The sequence below is a fragment of the Micromonospora sp. TSRI0369 genome (assembly GCF_001905625.1).
Lineage (GTDB): Bacteria > Actinomycetota > Actinomycetes > Mycobacteriales > Micromonosporaceae > Micromonospora > Micromonospora echinospora_A.
Map to the genome: position 1 here is coordinate 37679 of NZ_LIVU01000008.1, position 18118 is coordinate 55796.

The 18118-nt window shown below is 65.9% G+C and carries 13 protein-coding genes and 1 pseudogene; 4 read left to right on the plus strand and 10 right to left on the minus strand.

All coding sequences use genetic code 11. The annotated features are described in order from the left end of the window. Positions 1–46: 46 nt before the first annotated feature. From AMK25_RS24465 to AMK25_RS24485, 5 genes are read right to left on the minus strand one after another with little or no spacing between them, the layout of a single operon-like run. Entirely contained in the window at positions 47–2827 is a 2781-nt protein-coding gene (locus AMK25_RS24465; RefSeq protein ID WP_143194786.1) for a sigma factor-like helix-turn-helix DNA-binding protein, read from the minus strand. A gap of 36 nt (positions 2828–2863) precedes the next feature. Continuing rightward, complete coding sequence (locus tag AMK25_RS24470) at positions 2864–4873, minus strand: AIPR family protein (protein ID WP_073830739.1); 2010 nt, start codon at positions 4871–4873, stop codon at positions 2864–2866. Then, positions 4870–5877: a PD-(D/E)XK motif protein gene (locus AMK25_RS24475; protein WP_073830740.1), complete on the minus strand. Its 1008-nt coding sequence runs from the start codon at positions 5875–5877 to the stop codon at positions 4870–4872. Before AMK25_RS24475 ends, AMK25_RS24470 begins: the two co-directional genes overlap by 4 nt. Beyond that, the gene (locus tag AMK25_RS24480) at positions 5874–8672 is read right to left on the minus strand and encodes a Z1 domain-containing protein (protein WP_073830741.1); all 2799 of its coding nucleotides are present in this window, start codon (positions 8670–8672) and stop codon (positions 5874–5876) included. The genes AMK25_RS24475 and AMK25_RS24480 overlap by 4 nt, the downstream gene beginning before the upstream one ends. Before the next feature lie 48 nt (positions 8673–8720). Beyond that, positions 8721–10196 carry an ATP-binding protein gene (locus AMK25_RS24485; RefSeq protein ID WP_073830742.1) on the minus strand — a complete coding sequence of 492 codons (1476 nt, stop codon included), beginning with the start codon at positions 10194–10196 and terminating at the stop codon, positions 8721–8723. Between the two features lie 329 nt (positions 10197–10525). Between AMK25_RS24485 and dcm the strand changes: the two genes are divergently transcribed. Continuing rightward, positions 10526–12478: a DNA cytosine methyltransferase gene (gene dcm, locus AMK25_RS24490; RefSeq protein WP_073830892.1), complete on the plus strand. Its 1953-nt coding sequence runs from the start codon at positions 10526–10528 to the stop codon at positions 12476–12478. An 18-nt stretch (positions 12479–12496) separates the two neighbouring features. On the opposite strand, the gene AMK25_RS24495 is transcribed toward dcm, so the two are convergent. The 5 genes and pseudogenes from AMK25_RS24495 to AMK25_RS24520 all read right to left on the minus strand — a co-directional run bounded on the left by AMK25_RS24495 (position 12497) and on the right by AMK25_RS24520 (position 17091). Continuing rightward, positions 12497–13801, minus strand: a complete 1305-nt coding sequence (locus tag AMK25_RS24495) for an ATP-binding protein (RefSeq protein WP_073830743.1) — start codon at positions 13799–13801, stop codon at positions 12497–12499. 54 nt (positions 13802–13855) lie between these two features. Further along, positions 13856–14269 (minus strand): very short patch repair endonuclease, encoded by a 414-nt coding sequence (locus AMK25_RS24500; protein WP_241826484.1) that lies wholly within the window; start codon positions 14267–14269, stop codon positions 13856–13858. A gap of 171 nt (positions 14270–14440) precedes the next feature. Then, positions 14441–15214, minus strand: a pseudogene (locus AMK25_RS24505) (transposase family protein); the annotation flags it as partial. 135 nt (positions 15215–15349) lie between these two features. After that, positions 15350–16150 (minus strand): inositol monophosphatase family protein, encoded by an 801-nt coding sequence (locus AMK25_RS24515; RefSeq protein WP_073830745.1) that lies wholly within the window; start codon positions 16148–16150, stop codon positions 15350–15352. Beyond that, positions 16147–17091 carry a DUF5919 domain-containing protein gene (locus tag AMK25_RS24520; RefSeq protein ID WP_143194787.1) on the minus strand — a complete coding sequence of 315 codons (945 nt, stop codon included), beginning with the start codon at positions 17089–17091 and terminating at the stop codon, positions 16147–16149. Before AMK25_RS24520 ends, AMK25_RS24515 begins: the two co-directional genes overlap by 4 nt. 302 nt (positions 17092–17393) lie before the next feature. Between AMK25_RS24520 and AMK25_RS24525 the strand changes: the two genes are divergently transcribed. The 3 genes from AMK25_RS24525 to AMK25_RS24535 are packed head-to-tail and all read left to right on the plus strand — an operon-like array spanning position 17394 to position 18110. Beyond that, positions 17394–17624 (plus strand): hypothetical protein, encoded by a 231-nt coding sequence (locus tag AMK25_RS24525; protein WP_073830747.1) that lies wholly within the window; start codon positions 17394–17396, stop codon positions 17622–17624. Beyond that, complete coding sequence (locus tag AMK25_RS24530; protein ID WP_073830748.1) at positions 17621–17863, plus strand: DivIVA domain-containing protein; 243 nt, start codon at positions 17621–17623, stop codon at positions 17861–17863. Before AMK25_RS24525 ends, AMK25_RS24530 begins: the two co-directional genes overlap by 4 nt. Further along, on the plus strand, positions 17856–18110 hold the full coding sequence (locus AMK25_RS24535; protein WP_073830749.1) for a hypothetical protein: 255 nt from the start codon (positions 17856–17858) through the stop codon (positions 18108–18110). The genes AMK25_RS24530 and AMK25_RS24535 overlap by 8 nt, the downstream gene beginning before the upstream one ends. Positions 18111–18118: the final 8 nt, after the last annotated feature.

Below are 18118 nucleotides of genomic sequence, written 5' to 3' on the forward strand. Positions count from 1 at the left end.
GCCGTCCCTGCCCATAACAGGACGGCAGAAACTTCAGCGCTCTCCCTCAGCCCAGCGGACGGCCCCGGAGCAGCCTCGTCGAACTCAGAAAGCGCGTGGCCTGTTCGCTGCCTGGTTGGAAATACTCCACCAGTCCGGCCACCTCGCCGTTTGGCCCAGTCACCGCGACGGAACGCTTCTCAGCCGAAGCCTGGGTGACGCTGAACGCCTCATGCTCTCTGATCCAGCAGGCGATCCGCTCACTCTGGCCACGGGTTCTCACCAGCTTGACGTTGGCGTTGAGGTCGAGAGCCCTCGTCGAGGCCTCGTCCACGTAACGAGCCCAGCCCGTGATCTCATCACCGTCATGCACGGGTACATCGGCGTGCAACTGGTACGCCAGGACGGCGGCTTCCGCCTCATGGGGACGAACCCAAGCGACGCTGCGGTACCCCGCAGGCACCGGCACCCAGGCGGCCGACGAATCCTCGTCCGGTCCTCCGTCGCCGCGAACAGCGTCTTTCGTGTTCACAGAATTGCCGTGCAGATCGTCGGCGTGCGGCGCGGCGTCACCTTCAGGGTCCGCTGACGTCGGCAGGTCGGCTTCGACCAGGGAGAGCTTGAACGCCTCCGACCGGCTCTCGGCGGTGGTCTGGCTAGTCCAGTTGTCCCGCTGACGTGTCCACACCTGCTCGAGGAGCGCCGCGATGTCGTCGTCGCCGCGCTGCCGGTAGGCCGCCAGGATGCGTCGAGGCTTTGCGTCTTCAGGAAGGTCGACTGCAGTGGCCAGGGCAGCCTTGGCGGCCTCCACATCGCGGGTGTCTGCGGCACCGACCAGTTCAAGAGCCTGGGTCAACGGATCCGTGCCGGGCGCAACCGGCTCACGGACCATAAGGCTGAAGCGGCCGTACGGCTTGAACTCGAGAAAGGCGTTCTGCCCCTCCCTGGCCTGCAACTGGTCCAGGAACCTCTTGATGGTGCCGCTGGCGGGCTGCAGCCCCGTCCAGCGGATGCTTTGGGTGCCGAGATCCGAATCGAGCTCAACCACCTCGCCCTGCACACATCCGACGAGGCTCGCGACACCTGACGGCAAAGGGAAGCCGGATCCACGGAGGTGATCACGGGTGATGACAATGCGGAACTTCCACACATCGCCATGTCGGAACAGCCTGCGGGTCGCGCTTGGGGCTTTGCGGGGCGCTGCTGGAGATTCCCGGCGCCGTACGACGCGACCGGTGATCTCGTATTCGCCGTTGCCCGCGTAGGCCTGGACACTGCTTGGTGACACGTCGAACCGGTTCGTGATCGACTCCACCAACCGGCTGAGTTCGATCTGCCCGCCGGCTGCAGCGAGTTCGAGACCGATCTGCTGGCGGATCGACGTGTACTCCTCCACCTCCCAGCTCGCCAGTCCCCACGTCGCCCTGTCGGTCCTGACGAACCGATCGTCGCTGCCGAGCACGTTGGTCAGGCTGCGGATGGTGGCGTCTCGGCCCATTTCCTGGTGCAACTCGGCAGCCTGAAGCGGTTCACCCGTCGCTGCCAGCAGGCTCGCCGCGTGATCGTTGAGGGATCGCGTACGGGTCAGGATCTGGTCGTTGTACACGACGTAGCCGCACCAGTTCAGCCATGCGAGCAGCTCCGCCTTCGGCATCGCGGTGGCGGAGGTGGCCGCAGCGAGGTCGACAAGACCGTGCTCGGTCGCGAAGTCCTCGAGCAGGATCCGGGTCTGCTCGCGTGCGGCGCCCACATCGGGAGCTGCGGCCCACCCGTCACTGACCTCGAAGTAATCGTCGAGGCGGTCGAGCACCAGCCATAGGGGCACCTCAACACCCGGAACATCACGGGCGAGATCGGGGTGCAGGGTGATCAGTCGGTCAAGCGCAGCGATAGGTTGGATCTCGGCACGGAGACTGGCCAGCAGGTTTCCGATGCTGGTGCCGAAGTGGAAGGTACGTGCCAGTAGTTCCTTGAGCCGGACTTCGATCTGGCGCACCCGCTCGCGGGAAACGTCGAAATCAACCGCGAGTTCAGCCAACGTCCTCGGTGGCCTGCCGAGGAACCGGTCACGGAGGATCTGCAACTGCCGCTCGTCGAGCTCGGACAGGAAGGCGGTGAACTCCAAGACCGGGTCAGGACTGGCGCCATTGGGCACCATGTCGGCTGCCGTCAGGGAGTTGAGCCGCAGTGCCACTTCCTGAATCTGCTCGGGTGCGCCGTCCTCGATGACGACCTTCAGCAGAGACTGACCGCTGCGTCGCCGAAGATGGTGCCATGCGGCAAGCTGAGCCAGGTCCTCGAGCAGCTGAGCCTGTGCCGGTGGCAGGCTCACTGTTGATGCACTCGTGGATGGAGTGTGTTCTGCCCTGACGTCGATCTTGGGCAGGTCGCCGGACCGGATGATGGCAGCGGACACCAGCGCTGCGACAACCTCCTCCACAGTGCCCTGGCCCGTGCCGCGGACATCGTACAGGTCCTTCACCGACAATGGCTCAAGCTCGGCGACGGTCTGCACCTGAAGTCTATGGAAGGCTGTCCGCGCCCTGGCTCCCGTCGTGAGAGTGGCAAGCGGCATCCGTCCGGGCACCGTCGGGAAGCTTTCTCCGAAGGTCGCGTCCAGATGCCGGGCCAGAAAGAACCGGGCCAGGTGACGGCAGAGCACTTCGTGTTCGGCCATCATTGTCGTCACAGCAGGTGACTCGGTGAGCCACCAGTCCGGAGATGGGGTGAGATCAGCCAACTCCCGTGCTGTGGCAGGCGTGTGATGGGCAAGCCAGGGCAGCACCCGGGTCCAGAGCGCGTCGTGATACGCCTCGGGAGGGAGATCCCCGAACGGTGCGCTGGTCACAGTGGTCCTCTCATGCTCGTACGCTGAGCGCCGATGTCAGGGCTTGCTTTTGAACCCGAGCCGCTCTGCCTCGGCCATCACCCGCATTGCCTGCGCTGCCTGCTTGTCACTGATTGTCCAGCTATGGTTGACGTATCGGCCCACGTTGTCAGCCAACTGCCGCTGCCACGGCTGGAGATTGCTGGTCTCCTTGGCCCATCGCGCCAAGGCGAACCATTCAGGGGCTGGAATCGCCAGCACCAAGGACACATCACCGCTGGTGCTGTCAGCCGGGTCTGTCGGTGTGCTGTCGTCGAGTGGCTGATCGGTCAGCTCCGCCGCGAGGTCGTCGGGGACCGTCCACGGGATGGCGAGCACGGCCTCCCAACAGTCCGGGCGCTTCGCCCACTCGCCGATGTTGGTGCCTCCCCTGAGGGGGTTGACGATCACCTCGCGGACGGGCGCGCACAGGTCATCAAGCGCGGCGGCGAGCGCAGGCGACAGGCGCTGCTCCCGCCAGATGCGGTCCAGGTCCACCCGTCGATTGGTGGCCTCCGCCAGCCGCGCGATGGAGTACGAAGTGATGTTGATCTTGTAGCCGCCGAAGTCCCTCGCCGCGACGATCTTGTCGGTGGCCTTGAACAGGATCGCTTTGGCGAGCAGGCGCTGTGCGTAGCTGATGTTGACGTCCGGAGCGTTCTCACCCATACGCACCATGAGCTCGCGGAAGTTCTTCTCGGCCCCTCGGCTCACCAGGTAGGGAAGACCGCCCCACGAGTGGATGAACTTGGCCGCGTCAGCCTTGGTGAACTTCTGGCCGGTCGGATGCAGGCTCTTGAACTTGCGCTGGTTCGCGGGGGTGCGTTCGCGGGCCAGGGCGTCGGTGTACTGCCCTCGGGCACGCTCGTAGAACCACTTCGTCTCCTGCCCGCTTCCGTCCGCTGCCGGTGCCCAGAGCGATCGCGTGACCTGCTCGATGGCCACGTGGAACGGGTGGTTGGAGCTGAAGTCGACGACCGTGACCTTGTTCTGGGTGTTCGAGTACTTGGAGATCTCCGGAACGATCTCCTGCAGGCGGTCGGGGGAAACCCGGGTCAGTTTCATCTGTACGTGGACCCGGCTGAGATCGGCCTTGTCACGCGTGTGCGCGTAGTGGATCGAGGCCGTGGTCTGACCGCCGTTGACGATCTGCAGATCGTGGATCCTGCTGATCGCCTGACCGCCACCGGGCAGCTCAGTGAACTCGACGGTCGAAGCGGTGGCGGTGATGCCGTTGTTGTAGGCCAGAAAACGGTCCGGGTTGGTCAGGAGGGTTTCCCGGATGCCCTTGTTGACCCCACCCTTGGTCTGCAGGAACGACCGGACATTCAGCTCCAGCAACCGTGTGCCGTGCCGACCGTAGAGGTCGGCCAGATCCTGTCCCGGAATGATCGCCAGGAAGACAGAGTAGTTGCGGTCGGTCTCGGGCGTGGCGAGGCAGGGGAGCGGCGGATTGAACTCGACCGCGATCGGCTCACTGAGCGTCCCCGAGGACGCCAGGCGGTGGAGCCGGGTGAGGTCCCAGACCTCATGGGTGACGGTGAGACCGTCCAGCTCGCCGGGCGGCAGCGTCGAGACTGCGCTGACGGTGTCCGTCAGGAGGAACAAGCGGATCCGCGGAGCGTCGGGCAGAGCCTTCTGGACCGCGACGCACATGTCATGCACGTCAGACGATTCATCAATGTCCTTCGCCAAGCCATCACGGCACTTGCGGACGAAGGTCTGCAGGCGCTTGAAATGTCCCTCGGCCTGGCTCCGGGTCAGGCGACCCTCCTCCGGCTGAAGGCTGAAGTGAGTTATGAAGAGATCCAGGGTCCCGAGGGACTCGTTCATCCCGTAGCCGTTGACCTCAAGACCGATCGCCTTGTGGTACGCGGTGAAGGTGTTTTCCACCTCGCCGGCCTGCTCCAACTCATCCAGCACACGGCGGGTGAAGGTGTCTGGAGCGGTGGCGTTCTCCGCCTCGGCTGTCGCGAGCACGTCGGCGACGAGTTCCTGTGCGTAGGCCGACAGGCTGCTCTGGCTCATGCCTCCCCCTTGACAATGCTGGCGACCCGCTCAGCGGGGACACCGTACTGGTCCAGTCCGACAGTGCTGATTCGGTAGCGGCAGCCCCCGACCCCCGACCGTAGGTCACCCTCGGTGATTCGCGGAAAGTCGCCAGTGACGTGCCAGAAGTGCGTTTCGCGGACCGTGTAGCGGAGCTCGTCGTACAGATGCCGGTGTTCGGAGAGGTAGCCGGCACGGATGAGCAGATCATCGATCTCCGCTCTCACCACCGCCGACGGTGACGCCTCCCTGAGAGAGTCGACCACGGCGTTGAGCGACTCGCCGGAGCCGCCCCGGCGCTCGTCCAGTTCGAGGTAAGCCAGCAGCAGGAGATCCGTCCCGGTGTCATCGAGCTGACGCTCGCTCGCAATGACGATGGTCCGAGGGCTTCTTCCTGTTCCGGTCTTGACCTCAATGGCACAGGTCGTCAGTTCGAAGTCCTGATTCGTTCCCATCGGCCCGCGCCAAGCCGACACCGCCTCCTGAGGCGGCAGGACCGGACACAGGTGGTCGCGTAGGACGACCAGTTCCCCGAACAGGCCTCGTCGTGCCTCTTCACTGAGCCCCGTGTCACGGATGGACTGGAGGAGATGACGCCAGTGTTCGAAGCGCTCGATGGCCGCAGCCAGAGCCTCAGCGGGACCCTCCGCCGCGTGCGCGGTCGTGGCCACGTCGGCAATCAGCGGATTGAAGACCTCCCGCCGTTCATCCGCTGTGAGAACGACCCGAAGTTCGGTGCTCCCGTCAGGAGCCGTCGCGAACTCGATCCCAAGGCCTCGGGTGCTGGGCAATGACGGATACCGTTGGGCCACCGGCTGGCCGGCAGATGCCGGCACCCGCAAGAGGAGCACGCGCCTCCCCGTTGGCTGCTGGACCGCCAAAAAGATGTCGTGTCGCGATCGTGGAAACAGACGCCGGGCGACGATGCCGTACGGGTGATGCTCAGCCTCGAGGGGCGCCCAGTCTTCTTCTCGGACCTTCACTCGTCCGGATCCTCGTCATCGAAGAGATCGATCTCCAGCTGCCTCCAGACGTCATTGACGACGTACTCGGTCTCGGTCGGATGCTCCGAGAACGGAAAGCTGATCGCGAAGCCCACCAAGGGAGGAAGGTCCACGTCAGCTTTGGCCTCAGGATGCTCGATCGGGTAGATCAGGAGCAAGGGCTCCTGCACCGGCCGGAACCTCCGCAGCGGCTGCCCTGTGGGAATGCTCGGCTCCTTGAACTCCTTCCCCTTGCGGTCGGTTTCGAGCCGACGAGCTGCGCTCGTCGCTTCCAGAGCGCGTGTCCGAAGATCCTCGGGCAGATCCCTGCTCTCGTCTGCTGGACTGAGCACGCGCTTGATGGTGTGCCGTCCTGGCTCCGCTTCCAAGCCTTCGGGACGGGAACGGGTCACGAGGCGAAGAGAGTGGGTGCCAATCGTGCGCAGCTTTCCGGTAGGCGTGCCCACCAGCCGCACCGTCCAGCTCGACAGTTCGCGCACAGCGATGCAGCCACGGATGTACTGCGCGATGAGCGCTGGGCGCACCCGGTAGGAACCGCGGTCGGAGATGTATCCGTCGAGGAAGCCGTCGATGATCTCCGTGGGCGGCACGCCCCGCCAGACCAGACTGGTCCCGTCGGTTTCAGGACCGCTTTGCTGGTCTAGGCCGGTGATGAAGCGTTCGAGGATGTCGAAGTTCCGCCGGACGGCCTCGGGATGCAGGCTGAAGACTGTCGTCTCAGGAAGCGCCCCGGAATAGCTGAGCCGCACCTTGACGCCGCGTCGCATCTTGTTGGCGGCGGTGACCGCCAGTCCGGCCGGAGAAGCGCGAACGCGCAGTCCGAAACTCTCCGGCGTCTGGCCCAGGCGCGCCATCTCCGCGAAGTCCTGACGGAGCTCGTTGTCCGCTGCTGTGATCTCCCCGTACGAGTTGAAGAGCTCCGGCGTCGTGTACAGCCTGCACAGGTCCTCGTAGCCGGGGCGGTAGCCGAACCAACGGCCCATCTGGAGCAGTGTGTCGTACATACTCGACGCGCGAAGGTAGTAACTCACACTGAGGCCCTCGAGCGTCAGCCCACGGGAGAGCTTGTCCGCACCGACGGCGATGACGGACAGCCCGGCCTTGCGCTTCTCGTAGTATTCGAGCGCGTCGCGGGAGGTGCCGTTGACGGCACGGACATCGATCTTCCGGAGAGCCGGTCGCAGCTCCTTCTCAACGTCGGTCCATTGAACCGGCGAGGCTTCCTCGGCCGGAAATATCGCACTGGTGGTGGCGAAGTCCCTCTCCCACAGGTCCCGGAGTTGGCCTAGCACGTGGGCCGCCTCGCCGCCCATGCCGTCGCGGAGCCGGTCACGCATCAGGCTGACGTACTCGTCGATCTGGTCGCGGATCCGGTTCTGCACGCTGACGAACCGCGTGACGTGGATGAGCATTGAGTTGTGCTGGGTGCCCTGTCCCCGTACCCGACGGGCGGCGCAGGTCAGGATGAAGGCATCGATCGCTTGGCAGAGCGACGGGGGAAGCTCCTCGGGCGGCATCCACTCCTTTTTGTGCCGGGGGGGCATCCAGACCTCGTGGTCATGGACGGGGCGGAAGATCGGAAGTGCCTTGATTCCGTCCTCGTCAGGGTCCGTGGCGCTGAGCCCGAACACCCGTTCCGGTCCGAGGTAGTTCGAGGGCGCAGGCAGGCTCTCGATGAAGCTTTCGGGGAACAGGTCCAGCCCGAACGTGTCGTGGTCCGCCTTCGGCTTGATGTAGATGTTGGCGAAGGGCGTTGCGGTGTACCCGACGTAGACCGCCTTGTCGAAGCTGTTGAGCAGGTGCCTGATCGAGCGGTTGATCGTCGAGGGGTCGGTGTCGTCGTCCTTGGTCGTGTCGACGGATGCGTGATCCGCCTCATCGTCGATGACGAGGAGAGGAATGTCCCGCACGACCTTGGACTTGCCGTCCCCAACGGGCACACCCTCAACCTCGACGATCCACTTGCGGACGTTTTCAAGGATGCTCTTGTGCTTCTTGATCACCAGAACGACGGGGTAGTCGCCGATCGGCAGGTTGAGGTTCCTGGCTATCTGCTGCTTGAAATCCCCACCCTCCGCACTGTTGGTCAATGAGGCGATCTTCAGGCGCTTCACGCCGGGCATCACTCCGACACCGATGCGTGCCGTGTTCGTCGCCTCGTCGTAGCGCTGCTGGTACTGCGTGTCGAAGCCGAGCAGGCCCTCGTCGACCCGAAGCTGGGTCTGACTCCGGAGGCTGTTGTGGATGCCTGCCAGGATGACGATGAGCTTGTAACCGGCGTCCGCCGCCTTACAGGCCATGCCGATGTAGTTGCCGGTCTTACCCGACTGCACCTGGCCGACCACCAGGCCGGTACGACGCCAAGCGCCCGGGCGCCGCGGATCCTCGATCTGGCGAAGGATGCGGTCCGTGCTCTGGTCCAGCCGACGGACAACCCTCGGCGGCATAAGACGCACATCCTCGAGATACCGGCGGTAGCGGTCCCAGAAGTCCCAGCTGCGCTCCAGCTGAGCCTCGGTAAGCCACTCAATGTGGTTGCGATCGTCTTTCAAGCCGACCGAGTCGTCCTGCCACACGGCAACCCGCGACTCGATTTCCTTCAGCAGGACGTCCCGATCAAGCAACTGTCCGCGGGACTGCTGCATCAACCAGATCGGATCGACGCTTTCCGAGATCTCGTCGTGCGTGGCCTGACGGTCCTGAGGCAGCATTGCGAGCACCAGCCGGATCGCCTGCTGCATCGCGTCGTCGTTTGTCTGCGTCTGTGCAGTCATGTGGCCCTCCCCGTTGGTCTGATGGTGCGGTCGGCGGCGACAGGGCCGTCAGCGTTGTTGCCAGAAGCCGTCGAACTGGTCGAAGGGCGGCATCAGCGCAAGTCGTTCCTTCGCCTCGCGCGGTGTCCGGCCTTGAGCTACGAAGGCGGCGTAGATACGGTTCGCCACGTCGCCCACCTCCTTCGGTACCGCTCCGAGGAACGGCTCGGGGTCGTCCGCCACGTCACCCTCGTGCATGATCCGCAGTGCGGCCACGGGGACCGTCTCCTCCAACAGTCGGATCAGCGCTTTGGCGTCAACGGCGGCATCAGGTCCACCCTGCAGCACCTCCCGTACCAGCGGGTGGTCGCGGTTGATGCGGCACCGGATGTTGCCATCGCGCTTGTCCACCCGCCATGCGTAGATGAACTCCGCGCCGTGCTCACGGGCAGCAATCCGACCGCGATGGCTGAGCACCTCTGCCGCCCTGCTGCGGGTGGCGGTACCGATGCGTTGGAGATGGCGCCGGACACCCACCGGGGGCACAGCCGTGGACTTCCGCACGTCGATGGCCCATTCGGCATCCGCCTCGGCGGGGACGTCCACGACGATCCGCGCAAGGTTGTAGCGCTCGTCGCGTCGGAAGCCGCGGATGCCGAGCCAGTCGCCGGCGAGGATCAGTCGATCCCGTCGGTAGACGTAGAAACCCTGCTGGTCGAGCCATCCGGCGGGACCGGCGGCCTGTTCCTGCTGCTCGGAGTCCAGCTTCTTGGGATGAGGCAGGATGAACGGCTCGATTCGCACAGTGTGCGAACCGACGGGCAGCTCTTCGGCGGGAAGTCTTTGAACCGACGGATGGCCAGTGAGGAACGGATCCCACGCCTTCACCGGCGTGCCGTTGACCGTTATCGTGATCCGGTTCCGGCCGGACAGGAAACGGGCGAAGACCATGCCGAGGTGCTCCTCCACCCGGGTCGTCTCGGTGTAGAACTGCTTCTGCGCGCGGGTGTCCTCCACCGCCAGGCCATCGACATCGAACCGGTGCAGGCTCCGCCAGATGACCGTCGTGCCAACGCCCCCGTCCGGCCGCAGTTGGGCCAGTGTCTGAGTGGTCTCGTCATCGGTGCCATGCAGCAGGCGCCACTCGCTGGTGGCGGACACGACCGCCAAGTCCCAGGTGCGGACAGCCTCGGCGCCGGCCTCGGGTCTTGTCGCAACCGTGAGCCGAGCGGCCTGCGAGAACGAGGCGCTCTTCAGGCCCATACCGAAGCGACCCAGATCCTCAGAGGCCCGAGCCGCGAAGGAGCCCCGCGCGGCGACGGTCATCGCGCTGACTAGGTCTTCGGTCGTCATGCCTCTGCCGTCATCGGCGACCGCGACCCACGATGCGCGGCCCGCCCAAGTGAAGTAGACATCGATACGCCGAGCGCCGGCCGAGACGCTGTTGTCAACGAGGTCCGCCACGGCAGCCTCGACGCTGTACCCGAAGGACCGGAGCGAGGTGATTGTCCCGGCGGGGTCGGGGTTGGCGATGTCGTAGCTCAAAGCAGGTCGGCTCCAGTTGGGCACGGAGCTCGGGGCGCCGCACGTCGCATTCGTTGCTGTCCGACGACCATCTATCCCTCGCGACGGTGTGAGAGTGACCGATGGCGGACAGCGCGAGTATAGGGAGGTGATGCTCCTCTCATGCGGTGCATCAAGATCGTTTCCTGCGTTTCTGGTCGACCTGCCCCTTTTGCCCATAAAGCTTCTACCCGTACGGATGGTCGGTTGCTCAGGTCAACGGTCGGGTTGACAGCAGCGCTGAATGCTCCGGCGGTGTGTCGGGACGGGCTATCGTCGCCGCAGGCACCCTGGCGGTAACCTGCCTGATCGTGACCAGTGAAGACCAGCCCGCCGCCGCACCTGTTCGTCGCCGTGGGTACGGGGTCAAGCTGGTTCGCGGTCCTTTCGTCCGCCTCGCTGCTCACCCTGACGCCTGCTCGGAGCCGGAGGAGCTTCTTGCCTTGGCGTCGAGGCTCAGGGCCGACGGCGGCCGGCTGGCCGCCGACCTCTTCAGCGGTGCTGGCGGCCTGAGCCTGGGACTGGAAGCGGCCGGCTATCAGGTCGTGATTGCAGTGGATCACGACGAGGAAGCGATCGAAACCCACCGGCACCATCACAGCGGGTTGAGTGTCGACTGGGACCTCGGCGACCCGGAGCGGGTCCGGCAGGTGGCTGAACTCATCAAGGCGGCGGGGGTGGAACTCCTCGCTGGCGGTCCTCCCTGCCAACCGTTCTCCAAGGCGGGACGCTCCAAGATCAGGCACCGTGTCCGTCATGGGCTGCGCGACCCGTACGACGAGCGTCGGGACCTGTGGCGCTCCTACCTTGAGATCGCTCGCATCGCCCGCCCTCAGGCTGTTCTGATGGAGAACGTGCCGGACATGGCACTGGACAAGGAGATGTTCATTCTCCGGACCATGGTCCATGAACTCGAGTCGATCGGCTACTCGGTCGAGGAGCGTTCGGTCGAGACCTTTCGCTATGGGGTTCCGCAGTTCCGCCAGCGGCTCATCCTGGTGGCGCTCCGTGACGGTGTGGCCTTCACCTGGCCCCAGGAGCAGCGCGAGCGGGTGACCGTTTGGAATGCCATTGGGGACCTGCCGGAAGTGGAAGGCGGATGGCGGCCGGCGGGCGGTGCCGAGGGCTGGAGCGATTACGACCGACCGCACAGTGAGTTCCAGCGGCGCATGCGGAAGTCGGTGCCTGAAGCCGATGCGAACAAGATCTTCGACCACATCACGCGACCCGTCCGTGAAGATGACGCTCGGGCCTTCGAGGCGATGGACGCCACCACGAGGTACCGGGATCTTCCGGACGAGGTCAAGCGCTACCGCGAGGACATCTTCGACGACAAGTACAAGCGACTCGATGAGAACAACCTGTCCCGCACGATCACCGCGCACATCGCCAAGGACGGGTACTGGTACATCCATCCGCGGCAGAACCGCACCATCACAGTTCGTGAGGCGGCACGACTGCAGACGTTCCCGGACTGGTTCCGCTTTGCCGGGCCGCCATCGGCGGCGTTTCGCCAGATCGGCAACGCAGTTCCCCCGCTGCTCGGGGAGCACCTCGCCGGTGCTGTCCGTGCAGCCCTGGACGATCCGCGACCCGTGCCCGCGACGACGCAGGAGATCGCTGCGCTTCTCGCCGTCTGGTTCGACAGCGCCGCGGTCCGCGGCCTGCCGTGGCTGAGGGCGGAAAGCCGTTGGCAGGTGATTCAGGCCGACATGCTGCTGGACCGGGCGCCTGCGGAGGTGGTGCGCTTCATCTGGCCTCTTCTGGCCCGCTGGCGTGAGCCGCAGGAGACCGTCCTTGCTGAGGCCGAGCTGCTGGAGATCAGCAAGTGGGCCGGGCGGCCGGGCCGAGCCGGAGCGATCCTGGAGCTGGCCGGACGGCTCGCCGACAACCCGGAGCTGCTTCAGGATGACGACCAGCTCCGGCAGGTCCCGGGGCTCACCGAAACGGTGGCCGATCTCGCGATTCTCGTGGTTCCGGCCCATGGCGACGAGGACTCAGAGGAGCCTGTCCTCGTGACGAAGGGCGTACTTCGGGTTGCGGCCCGCTTCAGCGGTGATCCCGTGGATCGCCGGAATCGACTCACGGACGGCCGCTTGGAGATCGCCCGGATGATCGGCGCGGACTTGGACGCCCGGCGAGCCCATCTGGGGCTGGTCGAGCTGGCAAACAGCCTGTGCCGACCGGTGGAACCGGAGTGCAACGCCTGCCCGCTCCAGAAGCTCTGCTCGGAGTCGCGCGCGGATCCGCTACGGCTCTTCTGATCCCGGTCGGGCAGCGGCTCACGGCTCCAAGCCCAGCGATTGGGCGATCTCCGGGGCCTCCTTGCGCAGCGTCGCTGCGATCCGCTGCCAGGCGGCCCACTCTCCGGACTGCATCGCCGCAGCTCTCAGAGCGAGCCCTGCAGTCGCCGCCGACTGGGTCGCGGACCGCACGTCGGCGGTGGTGTTCAGATCCGGAGGAACGGGCTTGTTCTTCACGCGCGCGCTCTTACGGTAGGCGTCGTTGGCGTAGACGCACAGCTCGTTGACCGGGGCCTCGAGCATCTGACGCAGCTGCGCCGGTAGCGAGACCCGCATCTTCGCGACGTTGATGTTGAAGGCCGAGTCGAGGTCGGTGCTGAAATCCAGCGAGGCCCGGGCCATCTTGGTGTGCTCGTCGATGCCACGAATGGCGCTCCAGCCACCCCATTGCACCAGCCGGTCGGCACGGTAGACGTAGAGCCCTTGCTGTCGGTTCCAGTTCAGTGGCCCGGACAGCCGCTCGAATTCGCTTGGACTGGAGAATCGGTCTCGGGACGGCAGGATGAAGCGACGCAGGTCAACGTGACCGGAGACGTCACCTACGGTGATTTCGAAGCGCTGCGCGGGCAGCTCGGAACGGCTCTCCTCGTCAGGAGCAAAGGGGTTCCACGGACGAACCTTCTGACCGTTGACGGTGATGACGATCGGAGCCCGTCCGCTCACCCCCTCGATGAATCGATGAAATACGACTCCCAAGTGTTCCGCCGTCTTCGTCGCCAGCGCTTCGAGACGCCGGCGCGCCCAGCCTCCCTCGGGGCGGTTCTCCGGAAGCACGCGGTCGAGGTTGCGCCAGAGGACGACAGTCCCCGTCCCTTCGGCCAGCCACTGGCGAGCTCTGGCGACATCCGGATCCGCGCCAGGGTCGACCACCACCCACTGGTCCCACTCCTCGACTATGTCGAGGTCGAGAACTCGGGCTGAGGTACGCACGACATCGGGGTTGCTCCGGGAGATCACGGCCACCGAGCGGCACTGCGACAGGGACGCGGTCTTCAGCCCAAGCCCGTAGCGTCCGAGCTCACCAGCCTTGTACGTCCGGCGTGTGCCCAGCCGGAGTCCCTCCAGCAGCGCTCCGGGAGACATGCCGCGTCCGTCGTCGGCGATGTATACCCGCGTCTTCGACCCAGCGAACTCGATCATCACCTCCACTCGCGACGCGCCGGCGGCGACGCTGTTGTCGACGATGTCGGCCACTGCGGTCGGAAAGTCGTAACCGATGTCGCGCAGCGAGTTTGTCAGGCGTGAAGCTGAGGGTGCGACATCGAACCACGCCTTGCCGGGCATCTGCCCACCTCCGTCAGCTCGTCCCTGGTGACGACCAGGATGTCACAACCTACGTCATGATCTTGAGGAAGGCGGCGGTGTCCCCAGATGCCGCCATGTCTGCTCCAACTCATCCGCCACGGCCGCAGGGTCTTCGTGTTCCCAGAAGTGCCGAACCTGCCAGCCCAGTGCCGTCAGTTCCGCGTCCTTCTCCCGGTCCCGTTCGACGTTTCGATGCAGCTTCGCCTGCCACCACTCACGGTTGTTCTTCGGCATCACGCCGTGCTTCGGACATTGGTGCCAGAAGCACCCATCAACGAAGACCGCCAGACGCACTTTGGTGAAGGCGATGTCGGGACGTCCTGGCAACGCAGGATGGTTGATCCGGAACCTCAGACCGCGGCGGTGCAGTTCTCGACGGATTAGCAGCTCGGGCTTGGTGGAGGCCCGGCGCATCCGCTTCATCTGTTTGGAGACCGCTTCACTCAACGGGGCAGGCCGACGCGCGGGTGGCCCTGCAGAGCCGTTGGTCATCGCCGTCCCCCGTACCTCGTCGCGGCGACCGTGTTTCCTGCACGCGTCATCCCTATCACTCGTGTCGGACAATCCTATGTCAACGACTGCTGAATTTCGGCTCTGGCACGCATTGAGCCATTTCCATCCTGCGTAGCTGTTGGGTTCGACGTGGTGCAGGACGAGGACGGCTTGAACGATCGCGGTGGCTCGGCGTGGGCAGCAGCGCAGCTTGATCAGGATCTTCCAGGTTTTGAGTGTGGCGATGGCTCGTTCTCGCGGGCGCGGATCTTCGCGTGGGTCCGGTTCGCGGCCTTCTGCCTGCGTGACAGCTTCGGCCGGAAGCGGCGTCGCTTGAACGGCGTACGCACGCTGCGCCGGGCGCCCTGGTAGCCCTTATCGGCGAAGGTCATCACGTCCGCGCTGGTCAGGGCGTCGATGATGCCGTGATGGCGGGCGGCGGTCAGGTCGTGTGCCCAACCGGGCATGCCGGTGATGCCCACACGCGCCGGCCGGCTCCGTCCGCGATGACCTGCACGTTCACGCCGTGGCGTTGCTTGCCGCTGTAGTAGGGCCTCTGATCGGCGACCGGTCGATCGGGATCAGCGTGCCGTCCAGGATCGCGTACGCCAGCAGCCGGATGCGTCGCATCGCGGTGTCCAGGTCGTCGGCCGCCGAGCTGAGCAGGGCTATCACCTCTTGGACGTAGCGCCAGGCGGTGGCGACGCCGATCTCGAAGCCGGCCGCGAGTCAGGTGTAGGTGTCGCCGTTGCGCAGATGGGCCAGAGCCAGCAGCGCCTGCCGGCCGGGCTCAAGGCGTCGCCACCGGGAGCGGCGCTGTCTACGGTGGCCGCGGATGCGTTCGGCGAGGTGGTCCAGGGTGCGGCTGGACAACGGAATCGTGGCGGCGTAGGACAGCATGGCGAGGCTCCCGGTCGGGCTTCGAGTCTTGGTCGACAGCTGTCCTGCCTGGAGCCTCGCACTCATCGATCATCGGGCCCGCAACACCCGTCCTGGGCTGCAAGATCAGCTTGGAAAAGGCTCATTAAGAACCCCTCAGTCGGCGACTTCCGCTGCTGCACTTCGATACAGGTCGAGTATTGCCGGCATGAGCAGCGGAGACGCGGCCAGCGTTTCCTGAGATGTGCTGTCGTGGGCGTTGCCCTGTCGATCCACCACGAAAGCTCCGGCCTCGCGCGCGATGATGATGCCGGCTGCCATGTCCCACAGGTGGTTCGAGAGGGTGATCGCGGCGTCCAGCCGCCCCTCCGCGAGCCAGGCAAGGTCGAGTGCGGCGCTGCCCGTCATGCGCACGCGTTGAGCCCGCGAAGCGAGCTGGGCAGTCAAGGCCAGCCTCAACGCGTTTTTGGTCTCGGCGCCAGCTCCGACTGCGTAATCACCGATGGCGACAATCGCGTCCTTCAGGAGGTCGACTTTGCTGACCGTTATCCGCTGCCCGTTGGCCTGGGCGCCGCAGCCCTCCACGGCGGTGTATAGCGAGCCCAGGAACGGTAGCTCGATCATGCCCAGCACTGGATTGTTCTGATGCACGAGTGCCAGCGAGACGGCGCACATCGGCAACCGGCGGAGGAAGTTCGCGGTGCCGTCGATAGGGTCGAGTACCCAACGGAGGTCGGCTCGGCCGGAGTCCCCTTCCTCCTCACCGAGGAAGCCGATACCGGGCGTCTCCGCTGCCAGGAAGGCGCGGACATCCCGCTCGATCGCGAAGTCGAGTTCGGAGGCGACGTCGCGGTCGCCTTTGAGGGTGAGTACGCCGGGAGATCCCTGCCGCATGGCCCGAGCAGCTCGCCGAACGGCCTCGGTCGCGACGGGTAGGAGGTCCTGGTAGGTGCTCACAGCGCCTTGCCACGCTGCCAATGCGACTCGAAGAACTGCTCGAACACCTGGTAGAGCCCGGATCGGTGTACGTCGCGCCGAATGACGAAGGCGGGTGAATCCACCCCTCGACTGTCGGCCAGGTAGGGCTGCGCCACGCACTGATCATCCACGAGCACGATGTTGAAGCGAAGAGTCTCGTCATAGGTGGCCAACTCCATGCGAGTCTGGAGCTCGCCGGGTAAGCGCTCACGGACTCGCAGCAATGTCTCCACGTTGAGTTTGGTGAGCGCCGCGAGCTGCCCGGAGACGAATCCCTCCTCCGCCTCGCGCGCCTGGATCGCTGTTCCCGCCGGATCCAAGAACAGGCATCGGGCGTGGGTGCCGCCTGCCAGGAGCGCTTGCCAATGACGGTCCGCGTAGTCCTGGCAGAGCATGTTGAGAGACAACCCGATCGCTCGGACGCGACGCGCGCCGTCTAGGAGACGGTCTGCGGGCAGGTGAGCGGTGAGCTGAGATCGGCTCGGATAGACCGCGATCAGGCCAGCCAGGTTGTCGGCCGTCGGACCGAGCAACACGTCAAGCGCCAAGAGGACGTCTCCCGGCGGTGTTTCCGTCGTCTCCCAGCCGACGACGCGTTCGGCCGTTGGACTCCACCCGAGGACGGTGCCGAGCAGGCGAGCGAAGGCTTCTGGCGACAGCCCGGCAGCGTTCCGGCCGTCCGCCAGGCGTCGCCGCGCCGCAGCCGCGAGATCGGAGGAGACTTCTGACGCCACGCGTCCCGCCTGGTTCCGTTGGGCCGAGGCAAAGCGGCTGCGAACGTCCTCTGCTGCCGTACCGAGTGCCGTGTCGAGCGCGGCCTGCATCTCCGGCCGGGGGCAAGCTGCGTCCATCGCGGCCTCCCACTTGGAGACGGTTCGCTCGGCGACGCCGAGGTGTGCGGAGAAGTCTCGGATGCTCATCCGCAGGGCCTGCCGTAAGGCTCGCGTTTCCCGGCCCGTCCACCTCTGCACTGTCGTCATTCGCGCCGCCCTCGATCACGCGTAGTTCAGACCTGAGGCAGCGTAGTCCGCATCAGTGCGGTGCAGTTACCGCTTTGGTGCAGTGCGTAGTCATGTTGTGCGACGGCGGTGCTGACGAGGCTGGACGCATGGCCCGGGGCGGGTGCCGGGCTCCGGTGGTACCGCGTCCCCCGATCGCGGCTCCCGCCGTCCCCGCCCGCTCCGGCGCCACTCCACAAGAACCGACCCGGAGGCGCCAGCCGATGTCCGCCGTACTCACCGACTTCCCCGTCCTCACCCCGGTCACCGACGAGGATCTGCTCGTCGCCGCGTTGGCCGTGCGCGTCCACGTGCCCGAGCACTGGCCGCAGGGACCGCTGTGCCGCAGCGAACGCGTCCCGTACCCCTGCCGGCTGGCCCGGTGGGGGAGGGCGACGCTCGCCGCGGCCGGGCTGCCCGACGACGCCGTGGCGGCCGGGATGGTGGCGTCGTGATCTACGTGACCGGGGAGCGGGTGCAGGCGTACCAGGTGCGCAGCGCCGTCTTCGACACCCGCTGGCGCGGGCTGGACCCGGCGCAGGTGCACGACTACCTGCGTCGGGTCGCCGACGAGATGGACCGCCTGCACCGGGAACTGACCACCGCGCGCACCGAGTCGGAGCGCGTCCGTCAGGCCCTCCGGCAGTGGCAGTCCCGCCACAACGGGTGCCGGCGACGCGGCCAGGATGACTGAGCCGCGCTGGATCATCCACCTGCCGACCACGCTGACCAGCCAGGACGCCGCCGCCGACCTGGCCGCCGCGCTCGCCCGGTCGCTCGGGCACGTCGACGTCGTTGATTTCGGCGAGACCACGCTCAGCGAGGAGGACGCCCAGCACCTGCGGCACCGGGTCTGGTGCGACCATCGGCTGCCGGAGGCTGGCCGCTGCGGGCTACGGGATGGTCACGCCGGGTCGTGCAGGGCGACGGAGCTGCGCTGACGCCGGTA

What these genes read in the sequence shown, in the direction of transcription:
- AMK25_RS24535 (WP_073830749.1), top strand. Translation starts at nt 17,856, where the DNA reads ATGACTGAGCCGCGCTGGATCATCCACCTGCCGACCACGCTGACCAGC.
- AMK25_RS24520 (WP_143194787.1), bottom strand. Translation starts at nt 17,091, where the DNA reads ATGAGCATCCGAGACTTCTCCGCACACCTCGGCGTCGCCGAGCGAACC.
- AMK25_RS24495 (WP_073830743.1), bottom strand. Translation starts at nt 13,801, where the DNA reads ATGCCCGGCAAGGCGTGGTTCGATGTCGCACCCTCAGCTTCACGCCTG.
- AMK25_RS24480 (WP_073830741.1), bottom strand. Translation starts at nt 8,672, where the DNA reads ATGACTGCACAGACGCAGACAAACGACGACGCGATGCAGCAGGCGATC.
- AMK25_RS24525 (WP_073830747.1), top strand. Translation starts at nt 17,394, where the DNA reads ATGTCCGCCGTACTCACCGACTTCCCCGTCCTCACCCCGGTCACCGAC.
- AMK25_RS24470 (WP_073830739.1), bottom strand. Translation starts at nt 4,873, where the DNA reads ATGAGCCAGAGCAGCCTGTCGGCCTACGCACAGGAACTCGTCGCCGAC.